Here is a 24,745-nt window from a genome sequence, read left to right as displayed (position 1 = left end):
ACATGTCAAGAGTCATCCTGTTAGTCCTAGTTTTTGGAGTAACAATCTATGCACTGATTGATTGTGCCCGCGCGGATGAATCACAGATTAAAAACTTGCCGAAGTGGGGCTGGCTGTTAATTATTATTCTCTTGGGGCCAGCTCTTTTTGCTATTGGTCCTGTTTCTTATCTAATTGCCGGTAGAAACAAACCAAAAAGAGGTAAGGGGCCTAAGCGCCGCATAGTTCCACCAGATGATGATCCAGATTTTTTAAGGAAGCTCTAGAGCCCCGAATACGTGTGCTTTCCAGTTCCCCAAATGTTTATGTAAACATAGTTAAACAAGAATGTTGAGCCCGCAAATAAACACAACCACGCTGCTCTTCGACCGCGCCAACCAATAGTTACGCGGGCGTGAAGATATGCCGCATATGCAACCCAGGTAATAAATGCCCAGGTCTCTTTTGGATCCCAGCCCCAGTAACGTCCCCATGCGCTCTCGGCCCAAATAGCACCCGATATGACAGAAAATGTCCATAACGGAAATACAAAAGCCACAAGACGGTAAGACAACAGATCTAATGTTTCTAAATCCGGCAAACGCTTAGCCCAAGGTGCGCGCTCACCCTTTTTTTCCATTCGATCTAAGTACAGGTATGCAGAGGCGATGACATTTGAAAGTAAGAAGACGCCACCAGAAATAATTGCAGTTGAAACGTGAATAACAAGCCACTCGGACTTAAGCGCAGGTACCAGTGGTGCACTTGGTACATACAAGACTGTGATTGCAGTTCCAAGAGTTAAAAGAACAGAAAAAGAAATCAAGAGCCCTAGCCAACGAAGGTCGTACTTTCTCAGTGCCACAAGATATGCACCAGAGAAAGTTAAAGCTCCAGTAATAGAAAACTCATACATGTTTCCCCAAGGAACTCTTCCAGCAGAAATACCTCGTGCAATAACTCCGGCAAAAAGAAGAACAAAACCTAAAATCATCAGCGCGGTTGCAATTCGTGCAACTTTTTCAGTGCGCTTGTAGTCCAAAACCGCATTTTTATCAGTCGGTACTTTTACCGCCCAGGCAGTTTCTACAAGGTGTGCCAGGAATGAGAAGGCATAGACAGCCATCGCTGAATACACCAAATAATTTGATGCAAAAGCCCACGAACGTGACATCTACTTCTCTCCCTTTAACATTTTCACAAAACCTTGCATTTCAACTTCTAAGCCTGGGGCTGCATTCTTTGCCAATCCCGCAACTTCGACTTGGTCACCTACTCGAATCCAAATTCGTCGTCTACGTGTAAACAAAGATGCTAATAACCCGAGGATGGCAACAATACCTCCAAGTAATGCAAGGTGCTTTCCAGGATCTGCAACAAAGTTAAGGTTCACCCACTGCAGATAACCTTCAAAAGTTATTGATCCACCTTCATAACTAAAGCTTTCACCTGGCTTTAAGCCCTTTAACCCAATCTGCGTCATTTCTGATGTATCAAGTCGGTAGACAGATTGTGGGATTCCTGAGTCCAGACCCAAATCACCGCTCCACACCGAAAGTAACAAACGTGGATTTAAGGCTTTAGGAAAAGCACTTTGTCCTCCATTGGCGCCATCGCGAACATATGTCGGAAGGAAAGTTCCCAAGAACCCAACTTGTGGAATGGCATCTGGAACTTTAATTGCACCAATCGATCGAAGGTTTGCATCTTGCGGAAGAAAAGTTACGGGTCCCTGGAAGGCAACATCACCTTTGGAATCCCGAACTGTTACAACAGGTGCATAACCATTGGCTTGTAAGTAGATGCGGGTCATACCAATAGTCATGGGGCTATTAACTTTGATCGTTTTCTTTTCTATTGTCGTAGAACCATCTCGAAGTAAAGAAACATCGAGTGTGTAATCTTCAGGTGCACTGGTTTCAAGGTTGTACTGTGCAACGAATTTATCTGCTGTCAACATAAATGCAGGAATGCTTGAATCTTGATACAACTTTCCACGCATCAATGTGTCGTAACTAGTTGAAGTATTAACAAACCGTTCACCAACGTTAATAATCGCTTCACCGCGCATTCCAAAAAGCGAACTAAAACTAATTCCTAAAAGGATCAAAATAAGTGCTAAGTGAAAGAATAAATTTCCAGTTTCGCGAGTAAAACCCTTTTCAGCTGATATAGCGCCATCAGATTCCAAAACTCTAAATCGCTTTGATTTAAACCAGTTTCGAGCAAGTTCGAGCTCGTTGCCTTGTGCGCTCCACGTTTCATGATGTTCTAAGCGAGATAAATTCTTTGGTGTTGCGGGTGGCAAGGCTCGTGCCGCCTTAAAGTGTTCTACGGTGCGTGGAAGCACGCAGCCAATTAAAGAAATAAACAACAGGATGTAAATCGCACTAAACCATGGTGATCCGTAGACATCAAACAAATAGAAGCGATCCATCCAGCGGGCCTGTTCTGGTGAATCCTTAAAGTATTGGCCTACCTGAAGTGGATTTTGAGTTCTCTGTGGGACCAAAGATCCCGGAATAGCTGCAATTCCCACCAATAAAAGCAGAATCAATGCCGTACGCATACTGGTTAGCTGTCTCCACGCAAAGCGCAGTAAGCCAACGTTATCTAGTTCAGGAATTTGAGTTTGCTGGCTCATCAGATCACCGGAATAAAGTCAGAGATTAGAGAACGCATTGAGTTCATTATCTGACTCCAAAAACCCAAGACTTGTAACAAGCCAAGAGTGATCAGGAAGACTCCACCAATTTTTGAGATGACATCGCCGCGACGGTAAATCAGTGAACGAAGTTTTGCTGATTTATCTAAAGATAATCCAGACAAAATAAATGGCAAACCTAAACCTAAGCAGTAGCCAAAGGATAGAACCGCGCCACGAACCGCACTTGATTCTTGAAACGCCAAAGTTTGAACTGCGGCAAGTGCTGGACCAATACAAGGAGTCCAACCAATTCCAAACAGAATGCCAAGCATTGGTGCACCTAGTAAGCCGCCGGTAGTTCGCATCTTTGGGCGAATGGTTGGAGAAAAGGGAAAGCGACCATAAAAAACAAAACCTAAAAATATGGTCAGAATTCCTAGGATGCGTGAAATCAATTCTTCATTTGCTGAAAGTTGATTTCCAAGGCCGCCAAAAACTGCGCCGTAGGAAACAAAAACTAAACTAAAACCCAGAACAAACAAGACTGAACCAAGCAGTACCTTGCCACGGCTGACTGAAAAGCCTGCCGCAAAGGATAAATAGCCCGGAACAAGTGGCAGAACACAAGGAGAAAGAAATGAAATCACACCAGCAATAAAAGCAAAGGGGAAAGCGGTTACTAAAAATCCCGAAAAGATCTGCTCAACGAAGATTTCTCTCATTCTGCCGAGACTTTCTCAATAAGTTTAGAAAGGGATGCGACAGTAACAACGCCAGAAATTCTGGCGGCTACATACCCTGATTTATCCAGAATAACTGTTGTAGGAATTGCATTAGCTGGTAAAGAGCCTTTAAAACCAAGCAGAATTGAGTCATCAATGACCGTTGGATAAGGAATTTTGAATCTGCGTTCAAAGGCTTCAGCGTTAGCTGGATTGTCGCGCGTCAAAATTCCAATGAAAGCGACATCTGTGTATTTGTTTGCCAACGCAACAAGTGTTGGAGCTTCGGCGCGGCAAGGAGAACACCATGAAGCCCAAACATTTACTACTGCAACTTTATCTTTTTGGTAAGTGTAATTTTCCCCTGACAAGGTCATTCCTGTAATTGCCGGCGCTATCTTTCGATCTGCAATCTTTATGAATGTCGTAGACCCATCACCTGAAACAAAACTTTCTTCAGAGGCTGAATTGCCTCCACCGCCACATGCCGTCAATGCAAAAGCAAGGACAATAAATGCAGCGATTCTTTTCATTACTTCTTCTCTGGCAATAAGTGGCGAGCTGGCTCTGAATATGTAAGACCCGAGATCATTCCTTCATCATCAAAGTGAACACTTGTCACAGATGCCAATGTGCACTCTCGTTTGCGAGGATCATGAAGTAGTCGACGATTTTCAATTGCACTTCTTAAAATCCAAATTGGTAGCTGGTGTGAAACACAAATCGCATCTTTACCATTTGCAGCTTTGTGTGCTGCAAAGATTGCAGCAAGCATTCGGCTAATTTGTTCTTCATAAGGCTCGCCCCAGGAAGGTTTCCATGGATTCCACAAATGTTTCCACGCTGCTGGATGACGCAAAACTCCATCACCAACACCAAATGGTTTACCTTCAAAAATGTTTGCCGCTTCAATCAAGCGTTCGTCAGTTGTGATTGAAATATTGTGTGCCGCGGCAATAGGTGCAGCGGTTTCTTGAGCACGCTGTAGGGGTGAGACATGAAGCGCACCAAGATCTAGTGCTTTAGACCATTGACCAATTGTCTGTGCCATCTCTTGTCCGCGCTCAGACAATCTCCAACCTGGCTGGCGTCCATACAAAATCTTGTCAGGGTTATGGACTTCTCCATGACGAACTACATGCACCGTTGAACTCATTGGTAAAGCATAAAGCGTCCCTAAAGCACTTCTCTCGCTAAGGTAGTGACATGGCACTCACGAGCAAACGGGCTGCCTTCTTCGATGTCGATAACACGCTTATTCGCGGTTCAGTAATTTACTTCTTGGGCCGAGGTATGTATCAGCGTGGTTACTTCACCAAGAAGGATATCTCCCGTTTTGTTTTAGCCAACCTGAGATTTCGCTTAACGGGTAAAGAAAACAAGGAAGAGATACAAAGATTTCAGGATGCGGCCACAGATTTTATTGGTGGCCACAACGTTAAAGATATCGAAGCAATTGCTCAAGAAATTTATGATGAATATGTTTCGCCTGCAATGTGGCAAGGAACAATTGATATTGCTCAAACATTAGTTGCTGAAGGTATAGAAGTTTATTTAGTAACCGCAGCACCCGAAGACATGGCAGTTTTGATTGCGCAGCGATTAGGTTTAACCGGCGCTCTTGGCAGTAAGGCCGAAATCAGCGATGGCACATATACGGGCCAAATGAATGGTCCCTTGTTACATGGAAAAGAAAAAGCTGTAGCAGTTACCCAGCTTGCAAAAGAAAAAGGCTTCGACTTAAAAGAGTGTCTGGCTTTTTCAGATAGTAATAATGATCTTCCGCTCTTGCTATGTGTTGGACATCCATCTGCAATTAATCCGGATGCCTTACTTGGTTTGCGTGCGATGGCAGAAGGTTGGCCAATTCATGATTTTCGTAAAGCACGTTTTATAGGTAAAGCAATCTCGCCACTAGTTGTTCGGCTAGCTGCTCTTGCCACCTGGCTTACCCCGCGTAAACGTCGAGGCTGATTAACAAGAACACCTGATTTGCCAGTAATGTAGGCAAGTTATGGAAATGCGCTCCTTTTCAGACTACCTACGTAGTGTTGATGATGCTGCCTTCTTAAATCTTTTTAACGCTCGCCCAGATCTGATTACTCCAGTGCCTTCAGACATCGCATCACTTGCAGTTCGTGCCTGTTCTGCGCCAAGCCTTGCCCGCGCAATTGATTCACTGAACCAATGGCAGTACCAAGTATTGGAAGCTGCTGCATCAATAAACGAGCCTTTCTCGGACAAACAAGTTATTGCTTTAACAGAAAAGGAAGCTAAATCAGCTTTGGTGCATTTAGTCATGATTGGTTTGATCTATCCATCAGAAGATGGAATGCGCTTGCCAACTCAATTGCGCGAAGTGATGGGCGCTGAACCAGCTGGTCTAGGGCCAGCATCCTTAGCCAAACTGAAGTTAAATGAACTGGATGATGCACCTGCTGATGCTAAGAAAGTTTTAGAGCGTTTAACGTGGGGACCTCCACGAGGAAGCGTTGGAGACATTAAAAATCCAGGTCCTGGAGTTGCTTGGCTTCTGGACAAGAAGTTTCTTGTTCCGCTTGATCAACGAACAGTGATCTTGACGCGCGAAGTTGGTATACATCTTCGCGGAGGAAAAATTCACAAAGAGCGATTTATTAATCAGCCTCAATTAAAAGGTAGCAAGCGCGATGAGAAACAAGTTAATCTTGCAGCAATTGCAAATGTATCAACGGTTCTTCGTTGGGTTGAAGAGTTGCTTAACTTTTGGGCAGATGAACCTGCAGATGCATTAAGGGCCGGTGGTCTTGGCGTTAGAGATTTAAAAATAATCTCAACTCATTTAGGTGTAGATGAATCGTGTACGGCATTTATTGCTGAACTTGCTTACCTGGCATCTCTTGTCAGTATTGATGGTGATGAAAGAATTCTGCCAAGCAATAAGTTTGATATCTGGTTGATGCAAACCCCGGCCGATCGTTGGCAAATGCTGGCTTCTCAATGGTTAATTACTTCGCGCGTAAGCGGATTAGTAGGTCGCGTAGAGGCTAAAAATGTTGCTGCACTTGGCCCAGAACTGGACAGAGTTAATGCAGCACGTGTGCGCGCTTTAACTCTAGATCTATTGCGTGAAAACGCTGGTCTCGCGCCAGAATGGAAGAGCTTCAAGGATGTCATTTCGTGGCGAGCACCCGTGCGTAGAAACTCTTCATTACAAGAGGAACTAGCTGAATGGACGCTGCGGGAAGCTGAATGGCTTGGAATCACCGGACAAGGAGCGATTTCCAAGTTTGGTATGGAATTTTTAAATGGTGATGATCTCAGTTCAATTAATGAGGATCTACCAAAGACAGTTGATCATATTTTGATTCAAAGTGATAACACTGCAATTGCACCTGGCCCGTTGGAACACGAAATTTCGCAAGCACTAGCAATGATGGCTGAAATCGAAAGTCGCGGCGGTGCAACTGTTTATCGCTTTACTGCGGCAACCATTCGCCGAGCTTTAGATCACGGTAAAACAGGTGATGAGATTAAGAGTTTTCTTACCAAAACTTCAAAAACACCGATGCCGCAGCCTCTTGAATATCTGATTGCTGATGTAGCAAAGAAGCATGGAAAACTTCGAGTTGGAAATACATCTTCATTTATACGTTGCGAAGATACTGCATTGATTTCCCAAATCATGAATGACAAAAAGCTAGAACTTTTGTCTTTGCGACGAATTGCACCCGAAGTTGTCATTTGCGACATGGATGCAACTGATGCAATGCGAGTCTTAAGAGAAGCGGGCTATCTACCTGCCGGAGAGTCAGCCAACGGAATGATGTTAACTGGACCTAAATCAAACCGTTCAATGGCTAAACCAAGACCTCCACGCATTATTGGTGAAATTGAAACACCAACGCCAGATGTAGTTAGTGCTGCAATAAGAGTGTTACGTACTGGGGAAAAATCAACACATCGTCAATCTAAACTTCGCCAAGTTGCAAGTGAAGCATTAGGCCAACTTCCACGAACGACCGCCAATGAGACAATGGAAATTCTGAATCAATATATCGCTGATGAAAAAACGCTCTCTATTGGCTATGCCGATAACAACGGTGGAGTTACGCATCGAATAATCGATCCCATCCGAATAAGCGCTGGAGCCTTAATTGCCAAAGACCATGCAACGGGCGAGGTCCAATCCTTCAGAATTCCCCGTATCACCGGCGTAGCCCCGCTATAGACTTATCCCATGTTGGCCGACCTCGAAGCGTTAGTTAAGTTGGAATCACCAACGCAAGATCTTCAGGCATGCCGCGATGTCATCGCTTTAGCAAATGAAATAGCCACCCGTGTTTTAGGAAAAGCTGCCGAGATCCGTGAAGTAAATGGTCGTCCAGTTTTTTGGTGGGGTTCTGCAACTCCTGAAGTTGTTGTGCTTGCACATTTAGACACCGTGTGGCCAAAAGGTTCATTCCAACCTTTGTGGCAAGTAGAAGGCACAGCAGCACGCGGTCCCGGAGTTTTCGACATGAAAGCTGGATTCATTCAAGCTTTGTATGCGATGAAGGGAATCACAGGTAATGCAGCGCTGATTGCAACCACTGATGAAGAAACTGGCAGTGCAACTAGCAAAGAGTTCATCAAAGAGATTTCAGCAAAAGCTAAAGCAGTTTTAGTTTTAGAAGCTACATTGGATGGAAAAGTAAAGACTGGCAGAAAAGGTACAGCGATGTATCAGGTGAAGATTCATGGCAAGGCTTCACATGCAGGTCTTGAACCAGAAAAGGGTGTTAACGCAACAACTGAAATTGCGCATGCTGTTTTAGCAATTGCAGCAATGGAAAGTGCAGAGCACGGAACAACAGTTGTTCCAACAACATTGCATGCCGGCAACACAACAAATACCGTTCCTGATTTGGCGGTTCTTGATATTGATATCCGCTCATATTCGATGGCAGATCTGCAACGCGTAGATGCTGCAATCAAAGGTTTAAAGCCAGTTAACTCAAATACACGTTATGAAGTCACTGGTGGTTTCAACCGTCCGCCACTTGAAACTTCATCAACTATGGCTCTGTACGAGCGCGCGGAAAAAGTTGCGCAATCACTTGGAATGCCACCCCTAGGTCACGCATCTGTAGGCGGTGCAAGTGATGGAAACTTTGCTGCCGCAGCAGGTGCACAAGTTCTAGATGGTCTTGGGGCAGTTGGAGCTGGTGCTCACGCCGCGCACGAATGGGTGGACATCAGTACCCTTGAAGATCGCAGCAAACTATTGAATGCGCTAATAAAGGATTTACTTAATGAGTGATGGTCCACTAATTGTTCAGAGCGACAAGACGCTTCTGCTCGATATCGACCATCCAATGTCAGTTGAGTGTCGACGAGCAATTGCTCCTTTTGCTGAACTAGAGCGCTCCCCCGAACATATTCACACATATCGTTTGACCCCACTTGGGTTGTGGAATGCCCGCGCTGCAGGACATGATGCAGAACAGGTTATCGACACTCTCATCAAGTATTCACGTTACGCAGTACCTCATTCAATTCTTATAGATGTTGCCGAAACAATGTCTAGGTACGGACGTTTGCGACTTGAAATGGATCCAGTTCATGGATTGATTTTGATTACAACCGATACCGCAGTTCTTGAAGAAGTTATTCGCGCAAAGAAAATTGCTCCTTTGCTTGGTGCGCGTATTGATGCCGAAACAATTACCGTTCTTCCAAGTCAACGCGGCCAGATTAAGCAATCACTGTTGCGATTAGGTTGGCCAGCAGAAGATTTCGCTGGTTATGTAGATGGGCAAGCCCATGACATTAGTTTGGTTCAAAAGGATTGGAAGATCCGCCCTTATCAAGAATTAGCGGCTGAAGGTTTTTGGCATGGTGGCTCAGGTGTAGTTGTTCTTCCATGTGGTGCCGGAAAAACTATTGTGGGCGCAGCCGCCATGGCTCATGCCAAAGCAACAACATTGATATTGGTAACCAACACAGTTGCAGCTCGCCAATGGCGTGATGAACTGTTAAAGCGCACAACTTTGAACGAGGATGAAATCGGTGAGTATTCAGGATCAAAGAAAGAGATTCGCCCTGTAACTATTGCCACTTACCAAGTTATGACAAAGAAGAAGAATGGGGTTTATGCCCACTTAGATCTCTTTGATTCATATGACTGGGGTTTGATTATTTACGATGAAGTTCACTTGCTGCCAGCACCGATCTTCCGCTTTACTGCAGATATTCAATCTCGTCGTCGTCTAGGGCTAACCGCGACTTTGGTAAGAGAAGATGGCATGGAAGGTGAAGTTTTCTCTCTTATTGGACCTAAGAGATTCGATGTTCCTTGGAAAGAGATTGAAGCACAGGGATACATTGCGCCAGCTGAATGTATAGAGGTTCGAGTTAATCTGACCGAAACTGAACGTTTAGCGTATGCAACTGCCGAACCCGAAAATCGCTACAGAAACTGTGCCACTACTCGTACTAAGCGTGATGTTGTTGAAGCTTTGGTAGAAAAACATGTTGATGATCAAGTTTTAGTTATTGGTCAATACATTGATCAACTTGATGAACTGTCCGAAGTTTTAGGAGCCCCGCTCATCAAAGGCGAAACTCCAATCAAAGAGCGAGAGATTCTCTTTAATAAGTTTAGGTCCGGAGAGATTAAGTGTTTAGTAGTTTCTAAAGTTGCTAATTTTTCTATTGATTTACCTGACGCAACAATTGCAATTCAGGTCTCTGGCGCATTTGGTAGCCGCCAAGAGGAAGCACAACGCTTAGGTCGAATCTTGCGCCCAAAGTCTGATGGTCGCGGAGCTAAGTTTTACTCTGTTATTTCACGGGACACTATTGATCAAGACTTCGCACAGAACCGTCAGCGCTTCTTAGCTGAGCAGGGTTATAGCTACAAGATCATTGACGCTGACGATGTTTTTCAAGGGAAGATCTAAATCTTTCTGGATCTACTCGCCAATAATCATGGTGAATTCCATCAATATGTGTAACTGGGATTTGTTCCCCGTACAAACTTTGTAACTCTTCATTTCCATCTATCAAAATCTCTTTAATCTCAAAATTCAATTCATCTTTAAGTGACTGTAAAACCTTTAATGCATCTTCACAAAGATGGCAACCAGTTCGGCCATAAATTGTCACGATGGTCATTAATTCGCCCCTTCGACCCTGCTAATTTGCATAGAGAATTGGTAATTCCTACCCCTGACCTTAAACCACGCTAAGAGCCCTGATAGCGTGTGACCATGATGCGCTTAAAGAGAATGGGGCCTTTTGCCCTTGCTGGCGCATTAATTCTTGGATTATTAACCGCTCCAGCCGCGCCTGCACTTTCCTTCAAACAGATTCCAGCGACAAACTGGGGACATATTTATGCAGGCACTGAACCAACAACTACAAAACCAAGCCCCACAAGAAGTAAAAATCTGGAAGTTAAATCTACCTTCCAAGTTAAGTACAACAATTTTCCAGAGTGGGCAAAGAAAGAAGTTCAGACCGCTATCGATGTTTGGTCTGCAAACTTTAAATCTTCAGTTGTTATCTCCGTTGATGCTTCGTGGGGGCGTTCAAGTTCATGGGGTGTGTTAGGTAGTGCGCGGCCAGGAAGTTTCTTTTCAGCTTTTTCTGGCGCTCCAGATCCCTCTCTTTGGTATCCCTCAGCACTTGCAAATGCTTTGGCTGGAAGAGATTTAGATAAGAAGAATCCAGAAATTGTGATTCAAGTTAACTCTGCAGCGCCGTGGAATTCCAGAGGAGATGGCGTTCCATCAGGTAATGAGTATGACTTGCAATCTGTTTTCTTGCACGAACTTGGTCACGGTCTTGGTTTTCTCTCTAATGATGCATATGACCCTTTCTTTGGTTTAGGAAGTTTGGATCAGCCAACTCCCTTTGATGCTTATCTTCAGACAAGTGATGGCCGTCGATTACCCGATCTTCCAACCCCATCCAAAGAACTTGGAACTGCATTAACAACTTCTTTGGTGTGGAACGGTGCCCAAGGAATAAAAGCCAACGGTGGCGTAAAGCCAAAGATGTACACACCTGAGCGATATGAAGCAGGGTCATCAACTTCTCACCTTGATGAAGCAACTTTCTCAAAAGCTGGACCTGATTCGGTAATGACTCCAAACCTTGATCCAGGTGAAATATTTAAAGAGCCGGGACCGCTATTGCTTGCAATGATGGAAGATATGCGAAGTAAGCCGCCTGCTGGAATCGCAATTGAACTCCCATCGTCACCCCGTAACGCACAAGCTTTCACAGCCAATGCATCGGCCTTAATTGCCTTTGATCCACCAGCAAATCTACGTACTTCACAAGTTACTGAATACCTTGTAAAGAATTTAAAGACTGGTGTAGAAAAGAAGTCACTATCAAGTCCTGTGCTAATGACCGGCTTAAAAAATGGAACTTCTTACACATTTAACGTCACTGCTCGAAATTCTCTAGGCAATTCTGAACCAGCGATTACAAAGCCAGTGACACCTCAGCCTGCCTGGAGCAGCTCTGTTTTAGATAGCACCGCTGATGGAAAAACTGTCGCAAGCACTACCTTTAATGGAAAGCCAGCCATCGCATACACAGATACCAAAAGCGGTGACCTAAAGCTTGCAACATTTGATGGCAAGAGTTGGAAAAAGATAACTGTTGATGGTGCCGGTGGCAGCAGTGGTAGAACATCCCACAATCTCTCGGGTGCAATAAGTATGTGCGTTAATGGCAGTGGTCTAAAGCAAACTTTGCACATTTTTTATACCGATGCCACTGAAAAAGATCTTCGTTACTCAACATTTAATGGCCGAAGCTTTACCTTTGAAACTGTTGATGGAAATGGTCCTTCTGTGAATGATTATGAAGACCCAGTTAGAGTCCGTACGTCCAGTGATGTCAGTGTTGCTAACGCCTGCGTTGCTTCAGCTAGCGCCATCCAAGTCTTTTATCGTGATGAATCACAAGGTGTTTTGCTGGGTGCAGTTAAATCCCGAGGAAGTTCCTGGCGATATGAATTAGTAGATGGCGATCGCAAGAGCGATGGTCGAACAACTGGAGATGTTGGCTTCCACATTCAGGCAATTTTTGATGGCAACACAACATATGTTGCTTATGATTCAGTTGTTTCAATGAATCAAAAGAAAGAAATAACATCGGGTGCTATTCGAATTGCAACTCGAAGTTCAACTGAACCAACAGCATGGCAATATCAAACACTTGATATTTCAACTGAGGACGCGTTGGTATTTGGCTTTGATGTTGCCTTAGCTAGAACTTCTGCGGGTGTATTTGCAACCTGGTTGGCGGCATCTGCTGCATCAACTCCAAAGCCTGATCAAATTCGCTGGACCTGGCTCAAAGATTCCACAAAGATTTATAAATTGACTACCGAAAACTTTGGAACACCAGATAAGTATTTGGCCACAGATGGAAAAACAATTATTTTCAACTGCCAAGAAAGATTGTGTGCTCTAGATACAAGCAAGAAGGATCTTGGCCAATCTGCTATCCGCTTAGTTAGCAGCACCCAAGGCCCTGAACCTACTCAGAGCGCTTGGGTGACTGTAAATAAAATCAAGTATTTGCTTGCCACTATAAATGGAAAGCTTGCACTTCTTAAACCGTAATTTATTACTTAGCGTTACGGCGCTGAATGCGAGTCTTCTTCAGAAGCTTCTTATGCTTCTTCTTCGCCATGCGCTTGCGTCGCTTCTTAATTACGGAACCCATATGTCACGCTCTCATTTCTAATGTACGCACTGTGTGTGCGGGGGTTTAGGTTACCGCGGAATGAGGGTAAAAATCGAAACCGTATCTGCGCTTGATGTGACCACCAAAACCCCTAACTCCTTTGAAAGTAGCGCTCCAAGTACTTCTATCTGCCCTACTGGCCCCCTATCGGCCGCTACTACTGTTCCTTTTGCATCAAAAGTCACAAGCAATGGAGTTGCAACCTTAGGATTCCAGTTCAGTTGAGCTGTTGAACCAGTCGAAACAAAGAGCGCATAGGTTGATCCAATAGTTAAAGCCGGACCAGTAGATGGAAAACGATAGGTCCAAGAAGGTGCAAAGGATGATGAAAATTTAGTTACGGCAGTTTCTGTTTTTCCACCAGCAACAACTTCGCCACCTAGTAGCAAAGTAGAAGTTGCGCTGTTCCAGATTCGCTTTCCTTTAGCCGCTGAACTTCGGACCACATTAGTAATCTTTAGCGCTTTAGAAATCTTAATCAGTACACCATCGGTTATTCCGGCGACTTTCTTACCAGCTAAGATTTCACTGCTTGAACCAACAACAGTAAAGCTTCCATCTAAATGACGAACAACCGCATCTGCAGTTGTCGATACGGCACCAATTTGTAGAAGCTTGCCAAATAATCCAGCTTTATCAGTGTTTACAAAGAATCCTGCACTGCCTTTCTCAGTTCCAACAATTCCAACAATCGATACACCATTTCGATCAACCGAGATAGAAGTTGGTAATACAACTGAACTTGTTGGCAAAGAACTTGTAGCGGTAAGTAGCCCCACAACGGTAACTTTCCACAGTGTGATCGCTTGCAAATTACCGATAGCAGTATTTGTTGGAACGGTTGCATTGTCTGGATTAGCAGGAGTCACTGCAGGACTTGGGGGCGTCAAACCCAACGCTAAAGGTGTAGCACCAACGATCCAAATGTCTCCTGCCGAATCAACTGCTGCTGCAGTTGCAATTGATGCTGCAGATTGATCTAAAGGTAGGTTCCACAACTCTTTACCCGTAGTATCAACTGCGCGTGCGTACGCTTTAGCTGCCTTACTTCCATAGACAATCAAGGTTTTTCCAGAAGCCACAACTCCGCTTACTTCTTCAGGTGTACCTACAGTTGTCAGTAATTGAAGTGGTTTAACAGCAATCTTTTTTGGAGCTGCGTGCGCCGCGGGAGCCACAAGAAAAGCAACAATTAATACAAAGGAAAGTAAGCGTTTCACGCTAATTCCTGCGAACGATCGCGAGCCGCCTTCATAGCTTTAGCGACCATAGAATTCAAATTGTCATTACCAAACGATGCAAGGGCGGCAGCGGTTGTGCCATTAGGACTAGTTACATTTTCGCGCAAAGTTTTTGCACTTTTTCCAGATTCTTCAAGCAACTGTGCAGCCCCAAGCATTGTTTGAACAGTAAGAGTCGTTGCATCTTTTTCAGAGAGCCCCAGCTCTTGTGCACCAGCAACCATCGCTTCAACAAAAGCAAAGAAGTAAGCGGGCCCCGAACCACTGGTGGCAGTTACCGCATCTTGTAAATCTTCAGAAACTTCAATCACTTTGCCTGTTGCTGCTAGAAAACCAAGAACAAAATCACGCTGTGCATCGGTGACCCCCGCGCCAATTGAAGCAGCGGCCATACCTTTTCCAACCAATGTTGGGGTGTTTGGCATTACCCGAACCACAGGGTTACCGGTGCCAAGCCCATTGCTTATAAAAGAAATTGTCTTGCCAGCAGCAAAGGTGATTACCACTGCTTTTGGGTTAATCGCACCCTTTACTTCTTCAAGGACTGCTGCCATATCTTGTGGTTTCACAACCAACAACAGTGCATCTGCATCTGCAACATTGGCGGTAAGAGATGCAACCTTGATTGAATACTTCAATATCAGCTCTTGTGCACGATCTTCGCGCTTTTCAGAGATTGTAATGTGATCTGGCTTAACACCAGATGAAATCAAAGCGGCAATAAGGGCCTCGCCCATTACACCGGCACCGATAACGGCAACCTTTGATTGCTGATTCATGTATGAAGTCTATCCTTTATGCCTGTAGGCTCTGCGACTATGTCAGAAGTTAAAGCAGGATTTGCGCGTGATTGGGTTGAATTTTTTGACCCTAATGATGAAGAGACAATCTTTAAGTGCGATCTCACTTGGTTAACTTCCTACTGGACTTGTATTTATGGCGATGGTTGCCAAGGTGTCTTTAAGAATCAGCCTAATTCGGGGTGTTGCACCGAAGGTGCGATGTACAGCGATGAAGATGATGAGGCGCGCACAGTCAAAGCTGCTGCTTATTTAACTCCAGAAATGTGGCAGTTCTACGGAGAGGCTCGTCCAAAGAAGCCTGGTGGGCCATTACGAATTTCAGAAAAAGATGAAGATGGCGAACGAAAGACTCGTCGCGTTGAAGATGGATGTATTTTCTTAAACCGTAAAGGTTATGAAGCAGAAGGTTTTACCGGAACATTTGGTTGCGTACTTCACCATGTTGCACAACGCGATGGAAAACACTTCGCCGATACCAAGCCAGATGTTTGCTGGCAGTTGCCATTGCGACGTAGCTTTGAAACTCGCGAATACGGTGAACGTGAATATTCAGTTACCGTAATTGGTGAATATGAGCGTCTTGCATGGGGCGATGGTGGCGATGACTTTGATTGGTACTGCACAAGTAACAGCGATGCACACGTTGGCACACAACCTGTTTATGTCTCCAACAAGTATGAACTAGAACTCTTGATGGGCAAGGACGCCTACGCTGAATTAGCTCGTTTGTGCGATGTCCGAATGGAACACATTCGAGATGCTGCTGCCCGCTCGCTTCCACTATTTATCATCCAGCATCCAGCAACATTGGCTGCCCAGAAGAAATAGTCAGCCCCTTGTCATAGGGTTACCTCATGGCCAAGGTAGAAAAAGAACCGTTCCGCTGCACCGAGTGCGGTTGGACATCCCAAAAATGGGTAGGTCGTTGCGGTGAATGCCAGGCGTGGGGATCTGTTGAAGAGATTGCTGCACCTAAAAAACTTTCGCTCGTTGCAGGAAATGTAACCGCTAAAGCAACACCTATTGGCGATGTAGATCTATCCGCGGCTCATGCTCGTCCAACAGGTGTCACAGAATTAGACCGCGTACTTGGTGGTGGTTTAGTACCAGGAGCTGCGATTTTGCTTGCTGGTGAACCCGGTGTTGGTAAGTCAACGCTTTTGCTTTCAGTTGCAGCACAAACTGCAGCAAAGGGAATTCCAGCGCTATACATAAGTGGTGAAGAATCCGCATCCCAAGTGCGACTTCGCGCCGAGCGAATCAACGCGATTGATCCGCAATTATTCCTTGCATCCGAAACAGATCTAGGCGCAGTAATTGCACACATTGATTCTGTTAAGCCACAGTTACTAATCATTGACTCTGTCCAAACTATCGGAAGTTCTGCAGCAGATGGTGCACCTGGTGGAGTTACCCAAGTTCGCGAAGTTGCCGGTGCGTTGATTCGTATTTGCAAAGATCGTGACATCACCTTGCTATTGGTTGGGCATGTGACTAAAGATGGATCAATTGCGGGCCCCCGCTTACTAGAACACATCGTTGATGTTGTTTTGCAGTTTGAAGGTGAGCGCCATTCACGTCTTCGTTTAATTCGAGCAATCAAAAATCGCTTTGGTGCATCTGATGAAGTTGGATGTTTTGATTTAAGTGATACTGGAATTGAATCTGTACTAGACCCAACAGGTTTGTTTACATCTCGTCACACCGAACCAGTTCCTGGAACATGTGTCACCGTTACTCTTGAAGGACGCCGCCCTTTGCTGGCAGAAATTCAGGCACTCGTTTCTGCAGGACGTGAAAATGATTATGGAAATGCACGTCGAGTTGTCTCTGGTTTGGACTCTGCTCGCACATCAATGACTCTTGCAGTCCTTGAACTACGTGCAAATGTGCGTGTAGGCGGACGTGATGTGTACGCGGCAACAGTTGGCGGCATGAAAATGACCGAACCTGCAGCTGATTTAGCACTGGCACTAGCTGTTGCATCGGCTGCAAAAGGTTTAGCCCTACCAGCGGATTTAGTAGCAATTGGCGAAGTTGGATTAGCCGGAGAAATCCGCAAGGTAAGTGGCGTTAACCGCAGACTTCAAGAGGCCTACCGACTTGGCTTTAAGCGCGCACTAGTTCCAACGGGATCAGATACAAAGATTGATGGCATGGAAATCGTAGAAGTCTCACGACTTGATGCCGCGCTAAAACGGGTAAAAATTAACGGCGAATGAGTTCGTTAGAAAAACCAATTGTTAATTGGTTTAAGAAAAACAAGCGCGACCTTCCGTGGAGAAATACAACCCCTTGGGGTGTAATGGTCAGTGAATATATGTTGCAACAAACTCCAGTTAACCGCGTTCTTCCCAAATGGCAAGAATGGATGGAGCGCTGGCCAACTCCTAAAGATTTAGCTAAGGCAACACCAGCACAGGTAATCACAGCTTGGGGCAGACTGGGATATCCACGGCGGGCACTTCGTTTACATGCAGCCGCACAAATCATCGCTGAAGATTTCAACAACAAAGTTCCGGAAGATCAAGAAACTTTGCGATTGCTACCCGGTATTGGCGAATACACCGCAGCAGCAATTGCAGCTTTTGCTTTTGAGCATCGTTCATTAGTCATGGATGTAAACATAAGACGTTTACTTGTGCGTGCAATAGACGGGCAAGAGCATCCAAAGCCAGCACCAACTGCTAGAGAAAAAGCTAGGCACTTGGCAATTTTGCCAACTAAGAATGCACATGTGTGGGCTGCTGCAACCATGGAACTTGGCGCACTTGTTTGCACATCAAAGAATCCAGCATGCGAACTGTGTCCAATCATTGGTCAATGTAATTGGCGCAAAAATGGTTATCCAAAAACAGGGCTGGTTAGAAAATCACAGGATTGGCATGGCACAGATCGCAAGTGCCGCGGAACAATTGTTCAGGCACTTCGTGACAATGAATCACTCACTGAATCTGCCATAAAGAAACTGTGGCCTGAAGAATCGCAGGTTGAAAAAGCCCTGAAAACACTGCTTGAAGACCAATTGATTCAGGCACTTCCCCGGCGCAGATATAGACTGCCGCAATGACACAGTCTGGGATTCGTTACGCCACTAAAGCTGATATCCCACGTATCCATCAGCTGATAAAAGATCTTGCCGAATACGAAAAAGCGCCGCTCGAGGCCAAGGCAACGCTCGAACAAATCGAAGAAACAATTTTTGGAGACAACCCAGTTGCTTATTGCCACGTTGCAGAAGATAACGGTCAGGTAGTTGGAATCTCTATCTGGTTTCTTAACTACTCAACATGGGTTGGCAAGCCAGGTATCTATCTGGAAGATCTCTACGTTGATCCTGCATACCGCGGCAAGGGTTACGGCTTAGCTTTCCTAAAAGAGTTAGGAAAGATCTGCGTAGAACGCGAGTATGAAAGATTGCAATGGTGGGTTCTGGATTGGAACCAACCAAGCATCGACTTCTACAAATCCCTAGGGGCAGTGCCCATGGATGAGTGGACGGTCTATCGCGTTAGCGGAGATGCACTTAAAAAATTAGGGTCTACTACTTAGTAATCTCTACTGTGTCACCTGTTGCATCCGACTGAACAACTTTAATTGTTACACCTTCAACGGTAACCGACTCTCCGGTAGTCCGTGGTGCATTTAAGTATCGTGGGTCATTGACTAAGTCGGATGGGAATACCTTTATAGGACCTAAGCCAGACTGAATGGAAGAATCAACTACATACACCAGGGCACCAGATTTACTTAGTGCCTTATCAATCCCAAGAGCTCTCCTACTTTCAACCACTACTGCTTTTGTTTTTGATATCGGAATAATTATAGCTTTTGTTCCACCGCTCACCTGAACTGGCGAAATCAATTTTGTTAACTTAGAACTCTTCGTACATTCGATTTGGGAATCTTCAATCCATCCAAGATTCCATCTTTCAAATGCTAATAAGCTTGGGGAATTACTCTCATAACTACTCAAGCCCATATAGCTAAACTCGCCTGTAAATCGAAGACCGTCATATCTATTTGTTGAATTGCTAGAAGTGAATGCATACAAATCGACAAGGCCCATACTGTGAGAAATTTCGTGATTAAGCCAAATAGATTTCCAATTGTTTAAATCGTAAGCCGAAGTTGCTCCATTAGAAATGTACTTCCCATCCAGCGTTATTCCACTGTTTCTTACTGCTGCAAAAGCTGGACCTGAATATCCCATCCCCTTCGCATCGGGATTGGCCAGAATAATCAAATTATCGGTACTACTAAAATCAACTTCAGAATCTGCAAGTTTTGCAGCCTCGCTTATGTAATCTCTGTGTTTAAAAAATGTCCAACCACCAGCTACATACTCGCTTGAGTTCTTGCTCATTCGGTACCACTTCAGTTGCGGTTTAAGGTTGTAGCTCAATTTCCCATACGACATCTCTTTGAAGACATCTTGTGCAGGTGAAATTCGTGCCAGAGCTTCAGATGGAGTCATAGTCGCAGGCGCATCTGGAAAATCAACCATGATTACTGTTGCTGTTACATCCCCTAAAACCTTTGAGCGTTCATTGATCCGTGGCCATCCACCAATGGATACATCCCCACGACCATCTGCAACGGGTAACTTGCATTCAGCGACAGAGTCAACTGTTGGCGTTGGCGTTGGCGTTGGTGTTGGTGTTGGTGTTGGTGTTGGTGTTGGCGTAGGTGTTGGCGTTGGTGTGGCAACAGGTTTAGGAAGAGAAACTCCCTTATTCCACACTAACTTCTTACCGCTCTTTATACAGGTGTACTTCTTACCTTTGAAAGTTGAAGTTAATCCGGCTTTAGAGCACTTTGATCCTGGAGCTACGGACGCAACTGAAACTTGAGTAGAGATCAATGAAAAGAATAGAACGATAACAAGACCAACTCGCAGTTTGCGCATTGAGCAAAGGTAAAGCAAAAACCCCGCTTAGTGAATAACTAAACGGGGCCTTTGTGCTCAAACTTAAGCAGTTGGTGCTTCTGCAAGATCTTCAGGAGTATCAGGCAAAGTTGCCTTTGGTGCTCCCTTGAAAGTAAAGGCTGCTTCAGCGCCTTCTCCTTCAACATCTACAACGATGATCTCGCCTGGCTTTAGTTCACCAAACAGAATGCGCTCTGACAATCCGTCTTCGATCTCGCGCTGAATTACGCGACGCAACGGACGCGCACCTAGCAACGGATCGTAACCACGCTCTGCAAGGAGATCCTTCGCAGCCGGAGTGAGCTCAATGCCCATGTCCTTGGCGTGCAAACGATCATCCAGATTCTTAAGCATCAAATCAACGATCTGAATGATCTGTGGCTTAGTTAACTGGTGGAAGACGATGATGTCATCGATACGGTTGAGGAATTCCGGACGGAAGTGTGACTTAAGTTCGTCGCCAACCTTGGCCTTCATACGCTCGTAATTGGTTAAATCATCATCGCTATTTGCAAAGCCAAGTCCAAGTGACTTAGAGATGTCACGAGTACCAAGGTTTGTTGTCATGATGATGACAGTGTTCTTGAAATCTACGCGTCGGCCTTGTGAATCTGTTAGGTGACCTTCTTCAAGTACCTGTAACAGTGAGTTGAAGATATCCGGGTGTGCCTTTTCGATTTCATCGAAGAGAACAACTGAGAATGGACGACGGCGAACCTTTTCAGTTAGCTGTCCACCTTCGTCATATCCAACATACCCTGGAGGTGCACCGAACAAACGTGAAGCGGTGTGACGCTCTGAGTATTCAGACATATCAAGTTGAATCAACGCATCTTGATCACCAAACAAGAATGAAGCAAGTGTGCGAGAAAGTTCGGTCTTACCAACACCGGAAGGACCAGCGAAGATAAATGATCCACCAGGACGACGTGGATCCTTTAGGCCTGCCCGAGTACGACGGATTGCTTGTGACAACGCCTTGATCGCTTGATCCTGTCCGATAACACGGTTGTGAAGTTCATCTTCCATGCGAAGCAGACGTGCAGTCTCTTCTTCTGTCAGTTTGAACACTGGAATTCCAGTTGACAGAGAAAGCACCTGCGCGATGAGTTCTTCATCAACTTCAGTGACCTTATCTAGATCTGTAGCCTTCCAATTCTTTTCAGCTTCAACCTTTTCTGCGATTAAATTCTTTTCCTTATCGCGAAGTGTTGCTGCTAATTCAAAATCTTGACCATCGATCGCAGACTCTTTTTCCTTACGAGCACTTGCGATTTTGTCATCGAATTCGCGAAGCTCTGCTGGCGCAGTCATGCGCTTAATGCGAAGGCGTGATCCTGCTTCATCAATTAGGTCAATTGCCTTATCTGGCAAGAAACGATCTGAAACATAGCGATCAGCCATGTTTGCTGCCGCTGCGAGTGCACCATCTGTAATTGATACTCGGTGATGAGTTTCGTAGCGATCGCGAAGACCCTTCAAGATTTCAATGGTGTGAGCAACTGATGGCTCTTTCACCTGAATTGGTTGGAAGCGACGCTCTAGCGCTGCATCTTTTTCAACGTGCTTACGATATTCATCAAGTGTTGTTGCACCAATTGTCTGTAGTTCGCCACGTGCAAGCATTGGCTTCAGAATGCTAGCTGCATCAATTGCACCTTCTGCTGCACCTGCACCTACAAGTGTATGAATTTCATCGATGAAAAGAATGATGTCACCACGAGTTTTGATTTCCTTTAGCACCTTCTTTAAGCGCTCTTCGAAATCGCCGCGGTAACGGCTACCTGCAACAAGTGCGCCCAAATCTAGTGAGTACAACTGCTTATCCTTCAAAGTTTCTGGAACATCATTCTTATAAATCGCTTGTGCAAGACCTTCGACAACTGCAGTCTTACCAACACCCGGTTCTCCGATTAGAACTGGGTTGTTCTTTGTGCGACGTGAAAGAACCTGCATCACGCGTTCAATTTCATTTTCGCGACCAATAACAGGATCTAGCTTTCCTTCACGTGCTGCTTGTGTCAGGTTACGCCCAAATTGATCAAGTACTAATGATGTAGATGGTGTTCCTTCGGCTGGCCCACCTGTTTGTACGGCTTCTTTTCCTTGGTAACCAGAAAGAAGTTGAATAACTTGTTGACGAACACGATTGAGATCTGCACCAAGCTTTACAAGAACCTGTGCAGCAACGCCTTCACCTTCACGAATTAATCCAAGAAGGATGTGTTCGGTTCCAATGTAGTTGTGTCCTAACTGCAACGCTTCGCGAAGTGAAAGTTCAAGGACCTTCTTTGCGCGCGGAGTAAATGGAATGTGACCACTTGGAGCCTGCTGACCTTGACCGATAATTTCTTCAACTTGAGCGCGGACGCCTTCAAGTGAAATGCCCAGTGCTTCTAGACCTTTTGCAGCAACGCCTTCACCTTCGTGGATCAAACCCAGAAGAATGTGCTCGGTGCCGATGTAGTTGTGGTTGAGCATGCGTGCTTCTTCTTGGGCCAGCACGACAACGCGACGGGCTCGGTCTGTAAAGCGCTCAAACATGGGCGGTGCTCCTTTGGATCGTTCTTTCGTTAAGCCTAATACCTGCATGGGCAGGCCCGCGAGGCGGATTGCTGCTGTCTTCTATAACCCCAAATGTGGCGGGGTTATGCCCGAAAATGGACTAAATCTGGGGCTCTAGAGCTTCTTAAGCATTCGGGTATTTCCCAGGGTGTTGGGCTTTACCGACTCGAGATCTAAGAATTCGGCCACACCGGCATCGTAGGAGCGCAGGAGCTCCTTATAAATCTCGGGTTCAACTGGTGTTCCTTCAATTACTTCAAAGCCATGGCTTCCAAAAAACTTTGTTTCAAAAGTTAAGCAGAAAATTCTCTTAACGCCGATCACTTGGGCGCGCTCAATGATCGAATCCAAAATTTGATGACCCACACCTTTGCCACGCAAGCTTTCTGCAACTGCAACGGTGCGAACTTCAGCTAAGTCTTCCCACAATACGTGCAGTGCTCCGCAGCCAACAACTTCATCGCCTTCGACTGCAACGGTGAATTCCTGAACGCTTTCGTACAAAGTAACTGTCTCTTTGGAAAGCAATCGGCCTTGTGGTGCATATGAATCAATTAATTGGCGAATACCTTTAATGTCACTAGTGCGAGCTGGACGAATCTGCATTGTTAATCAATTTCAGGTTTAACAAGTGGGAACAAAATAGTTTCCCGAATACCAAGGCCTGTTAGTGCCATCAGCAAACGATCAACACCCATTCCCATGCCACCAGTTGGGGGCATTGCAAACTCCATTGCACGTAAGAAATCTTCATCAACTTGCATCGCTTCTAGATCGCCCTTAGATCCCAAAGTTGCTTGTTCAACTAAGCGATCACGTTGTACAACTGGATCAATAAGTTCTGAATAACCTGTTGCTAATTCAAATCCATCAATATATAGATCCCACTTTTCAGCAACTCCTGGAAGTGCACGATGTGCACGAACAAGTGGAGATGTATCGACTGGGAATCCCATGACAAATGTTGGCTCAACTAATTCGTGACGAGCTACATGCTCAAAAATCTCTTCTGCCAGCTTTCCTGTGATCCACTTTGGATCAATTTTCATCCCTAGCTTTTCAGCGATCGTCTTCAATTCTGCATACGGGGTAAGGGCTGTGACGCTTTGGCCAACACTGTTAGAAATGGCGTCATATAAAGAGATTTGTTTCCACTGCCCGCCCAGATCCGATTGACGACCATCGTGATGGGTCACAATATGAGAACCAGCAACTGCCATTGCAGCATTTTGAACAAGGGTGCGAGTTAGATCAGCGATCGACATCCAATCCCCGTAGGCCATATAACTTTCAATCATTGCAAACTCTGGAGAGTGAGATGAGTCAGCACCTTCATTGCGGAAGTTACGGTTGATTTCGAAAACGCGCTCAATTCCACCAACTACGCACCGCTTTAAGAATAGTTCTGGCGCAATTCGTAGGTATAGATCCATGTCATATGCATTGGAGAAAGATTTGAACGGACGTGCCGCGGCTCCACCATGCATCACCTGAAGCATTGGGGTTTCAACTTCAATAAAGTTTGCTTTATCGAAAGTATCGCGCAGAGATTTCATCACCGCAGGACGCAAACGTGCATTGCTGCGCGCTTCGGGGCGAACAATTAAATCTACATAACGCATACGAACGCGTGTCTCTTCAGACATTGGCTTGTGATCATTTGGTAGTGGACGTAAAGATTTTGAAGCCAAGGTCCATGATGTTGCCAAAATGGAAAGTTCGCCGCGCTTTGATGTGATGATTTCACCAGTAATTGAAACGATGTCACCTAAATCAATATCTGACTTCCATGAATCAAGGGTCTCTTGTCCAACTTTATCTAGTGACAACATCGCCTGAAGTTCGGTTCCATCACCTTCGCGCAAAGTTGCAAAGCACAGCTTGCCCGTATCGCGCTTAAAAATAATTCGACCTGTTAGCGATTCAACATCACCTGTTGCGACATCGATTTCTAAACCAAGGTATTTCTCACGGATCTCTTTTAATGATTTGGTGCGAGGCACAGATACTGGATATGGCTCGACGTTGCGCTCTAGTAACGATGCACGCTTTTCACGTCGAATTCGGAGCTGCTCAGGCAGATCCTCTTCAGTGGGTAAATTCTCTGTACTCATAGGACGCGAAGT

The 24,745-nt window shown here is 45.2% G+C and carries 23 protein-coding genes; 10 read left to right on the top strand and 13 right to left on the bottom strand.

Features of this window, described 5'->3' with window-relative positions; all coding sequences use genetic code 11:
* The first annotated feature begins 2 nt into the window (after positions 1 to 2).
* Entirely contained in the window at positions 3 to 266 is a 264-nt protein-coding gene (locus tag AC9UC2_RS01800; protein WP_509524576.1) for a PLD nuclease N-terminal domain-containing protein, read from the top strand.
* On the opposite strand, the gene ccsB is transcribed toward AC9UC2_RS01800, so the two are convergent.
* From ccsB to AC9UC2_RS01775, 5 genes are read right to left on the bottom strand one after another with little or no spacing between them, the layout of a single operon-like run.
* Complete coding sequence (gene ccsB, locus AC9UC2_RS01795; protein WP_509524574.1) at positions 263 to 1,153, bottom strand: c-type cytochrome biogenesis protein CcsB; 891 nt, start codon at positions 1,151 to 1,153, stop codon at positions 263 to 265. The genes AC9UC2_RS01800 and ccsB overlap by 4 nt on opposite strands.
* Entirely contained in the window at positions 1,154 to 2,623 is a 1,470-nt protein-coding gene (gene resB / locus AC9UC2_RS01790) for a cytochrome c biogenesis protein ResB (protein ID WP_509524572.1), read from the bottom strand.
* On the bottom strand, positions 2,623 to 3,348 hold the full coding sequence (locus AC9UC2_RS01785; protein WP_509524569.1) for a cytochrome c biogenesis CcdA family protein: 726 nt from the start codon (positions 3,346 to 3,348) through the stop codon (positions 2,623 to 2,625). The genes resB and AC9UC2_RS01785 overlap by 1 nt, the downstream gene beginning before the upstream one ends.
* The gene (locus AC9UC2_RS01780) at positions 3,345 to 3,881 is read right to left on the bottom strand and encodes a TlpA family protein disulfide reductase (RefSeq protein ID WP_509524567.1); all 537 of its coding nucleotides are present in this window, start codon (positions 3,879 to 3,881) and stop codon (positions 3,345 to 3,347) included. The genes AC9UC2_RS01785 and AC9UC2_RS01780 overlap by 4 nt, the downstream gene beginning before the upstream one ends.
* Entirely contained in the window at positions 3,881 to 4,504 is a 624-nt protein-coding gene (locus AC9UC2_RS01775; RefSeq protein ID WP_509524565.1) for a histidine phosphatase family protein, read from the bottom strand. The genes AC9UC2_RS01780 and AC9UC2_RS01775 overlap by 1 nt, the downstream gene beginning before the upstream one ends.
* A gap of 50 nt (positions 4,505 to 4,554) precedes the next feature.
* Between AC9UC2_RS01775 and AC9UC2_RS01770 the strand changes: the two genes are divergently transcribed.
* The 4 genes from AC9UC2_RS01770 to AC9UC2_RS01755 are packed head-to-tail and all read left to right on the top strand — an operon-like array spanning position 4,555 to position 10,271.
* The gene (locus AC9UC2_RS01770; protein ID WP_509524562.1) at positions 4,555 to 5,322 is read left to right on the top strand and encodes an HAD family hydrolase; all 768 of its coding nucleotides are present in this window, start codon (positions 4,555 to 4,557) and stop codon (positions 5,320 to 5,322) included.
* 46 nt (positions 5,323 to 5,368) lie between these two features.
* On the top strand, positions 5,369 to 7,558 hold the full coding sequence (locus tag AC9UC2_RS01765; RefSeq protein WP_509524559.1) for a helicase-associated domain-containing protein: 2,190 nt from the start codon (positions 5,369 to 5,371) through the stop codon (positions 7,556 to 7,558).
* 9 nt (positions 7,559 to 7,567) lie between these two features.
* A complete protein-coding gene (locus AC9UC2_RS01760; protein WP_509524557.1) occupies positions 7,568 to 8,629 on the top strand; it encodes a M20/M25/M40 family metallo-hydrolase in 1,062 nt (353 codons plus the stop codon).
* A complete protein-coding gene (locus AC9UC2_RS01755; RefSeq protein ID WP_509524556.1) occupies positions 8,622 to 10,271 on the top strand; it encodes a DNA repair helicase XPB in 1,650 nt (549 codons plus the stop codon). The genes AC9UC2_RS01760 and AC9UC2_RS01755 overlap by 8 nt, the downstream gene beginning before the upstream one ends.
* Here the strand turns inward: AC9UC2_RS01755 and AC9UC2_RS01750 are convergent.
* Complete coding sequence (locus tag AC9UC2_RS01750; protein WP_509524554.1) at positions 10,234 to 10,485, bottom strand: glutaredoxin family protein; 252 nt, start codon at positions 10,483 to 10,485, stop codon at positions 10,234 to 10,236. The genes AC9UC2_RS01755 and AC9UC2_RS01750 overlap by 38 nt on opposite strands.
* Positions 10,486 to 10,580: 95 nt before the next feature.
* Here AC9UC2_RS01750 and AC9UC2_RS01745 point away from each other — a divergent pair, with 95 nt between their 5' ends.
* Positions 10,581 to 12,956 carry a fibronectin type III domain-containing protein gene (locus AC9UC2_RS01745; RefSeq protein WP_509524552.1) on the top strand — a complete coding sequence of 792 codons (2,376 nt, stop codon included), beginning with the start codon at positions 10,581 to 10,583 and terminating at the stop codon, positions 12,954 to 12,956.
* Between the two features lie 4 nt (positions 12,957 to 12,960).
* On the opposite strand, the gene AC9UC2_RS01740 is transcribed toward AC9UC2_RS01745, so the two are convergent.
* The 3 genes from AC9UC2_RS01740 to proC are packed head-to-tail and all read right to left on the bottom strand — an operon-like array spanning position 12,961 to position 15,100.
* The gene (locus tag AC9UC2_RS01740; protein WP_009612566.1) at positions 12,961 to 13,059 is read right to left on the bottom strand and encodes a 30S ribosomal protein bS22; all 99 of its coding nucleotides are present in this window, start codon (positions 13,057 to 13,059) and stop codon (positions 12,961 to 12,963) included.
* Positions 13,060 to 13,109: 50 nt separating this feature from the next.
* Complete coding sequence (locus AC9UC2_RS01735; protein ID WP_509524547.1) at positions 13,110 to 14,300, bottom strand: hypothetical protein; 1,191 nt, start codon at positions 14,298 to 14,300, stop codon at positions 13,110 to 13,112.
* Positions 14,297 to 15,100 (bottom strand): pyrroline-5-carboxylate reductase, encoded by an 804-nt coding sequence (gene proC / locus AC9UC2_RS01730; protein ID WP_509524545.1) that lies wholly within the window; start codon positions 15,098 to 15,100, stop codon positions 14,297 to 14,299. The genes AC9UC2_RS01735 and proC overlap by 4 nt, the downstream gene beginning before the upstream one ends.
* 39 nt (positions 15,101 to 15,139) lie before the next feature.
* On the opposite strand from proC, the gene AC9UC2_RS01725 reads away from it, so the two are divergent.
* Genes AC9UC2_RS01725 through AC9UC2_RS01710 form a run of 4 tightly spaced genes read left to right on the top strand, consistent with a single transcriptional unit; the run spans position 15,140 to position 18,676 of the window.
* Positions 15,140 to 15,952 (top strand): DUF3109 family protein, encoded by an 813-nt coding sequence (locus tag AC9UC2_RS01725; RefSeq protein WP_509524542.1) that lies wholly within the window; start codon positions 15,140 to 15,142, stop codon positions 15,950 to 15,952.
* A 26-nt stretch (positions 15,953 to 15,978) separates the two neighbouring features.
* Positions 15,979 to 17,346 (top strand): DNA repair protein RadA, encoded by a 1,368-nt coding sequence (gene radA / locus AC9UC2_RS01720; protein WP_509524540.1) that lies wholly within the window; start codon positions 15,979 to 15,981, stop codon positions 17,344 to 17,346.
* Positions 17,343 to 18,194, top strand: coding sequence for an iron-sulfur binding domain-containing protein (locus AC9UC2_RS01715; RefSeq protein WP_509524538.1), 852 nt, complete (start codon positions 17,343 to 17,345; stop codon positions 18,192 to 18,194). Before radA ends, AC9UC2_RS01715 begins: the two co-directional genes overlap by 4 nt.
* Positions 18,191 to 18,676, top strand: coding sequence for a GNAT family N-acetyltransferase (locus tag AC9UC2_RS01710; RefSeq protein ID WP_509524536.1), 486 nt, complete (start codon positions 18,191 to 18,193; stop codon positions 18,674 to 18,676). Before AC9UC2_RS01715 ends, AC9UC2_RS01710 begins: the two co-directional genes overlap by 4 nt.
* Here the strand turns inward: AC9UC2_RS01710 and AC9UC2_RS01705 are convergent.
* The 4 genes from AC9UC2_RS01705 to lysS form a co-directional block, all read right to left on the bottom strand.
* Positions 18,669 to 20,033 (bottom strand): metallopeptidase domain-containing protein, encoded by a 1,365-nt coding sequence (locus tag AC9UC2_RS01705; protein ID WP_509524533.1) that lies wholly within the window; start codon positions 20,031 to 20,033, stop codon positions 18,669 to 18,671. The genes AC9UC2_RS01710 and AC9UC2_RS01705 overlap by 8 nt on opposite strands.
* A 63-nt stretch (positions 20,034 to 20,096) precedes the next feature.
* Positions 20,097 to 22,598, bottom strand: a complete 2,502-nt coding sequence (locus AC9UC2_RS01700) for an ATP-dependent Clp protease ATP-binding subunit (protein WP_509524530.1) — start codon at positions 22,596 to 22,598, stop codon at positions 20,097 to 20,099.
* 135 nt (positions 22,599 to 22,733) lie between these two features.
* Complete coding sequence (locus tag AC9UC2_RS01695; protein ID WP_509524527.1) at positions 22,734 to 23,225, bottom strand: amino-acid N-acetyltransferase; 492 nt, start codon at positions 23,223 to 23,225, stop codon at positions 22,734 to 22,736.
* Positions 23,226 to 23,227: 2 nt separating this feature from the next.
* Complete coding sequence (gene lysS, locus AC9UC2_RS01690) at positions 23,228 to 24,733, bottom strand: lysine--tRNA ligase (protein ID WP_509524525.1); 1,506 nt, start codon at positions 24,731 to 24,733, stop codon at positions 23,228 to 23,230.
* Between the last annotated feature and the right edge of the window lie 12 nt (positions 24,734 to 24,745).

The organism is Candidatus Planktophila sp., assembly GCF_036734405.1.
Taxonomy (GTDB): domain Bacteria; phylum Actinomycetota; class Actinomycetes; order Nanopelagicales; family Nanopelagicaceae; genus Planktophila.
Note: the sequence above shows the minus strand (reverse complement) of the source record. Positions and strands in the feature narration are given on the sequence as shown.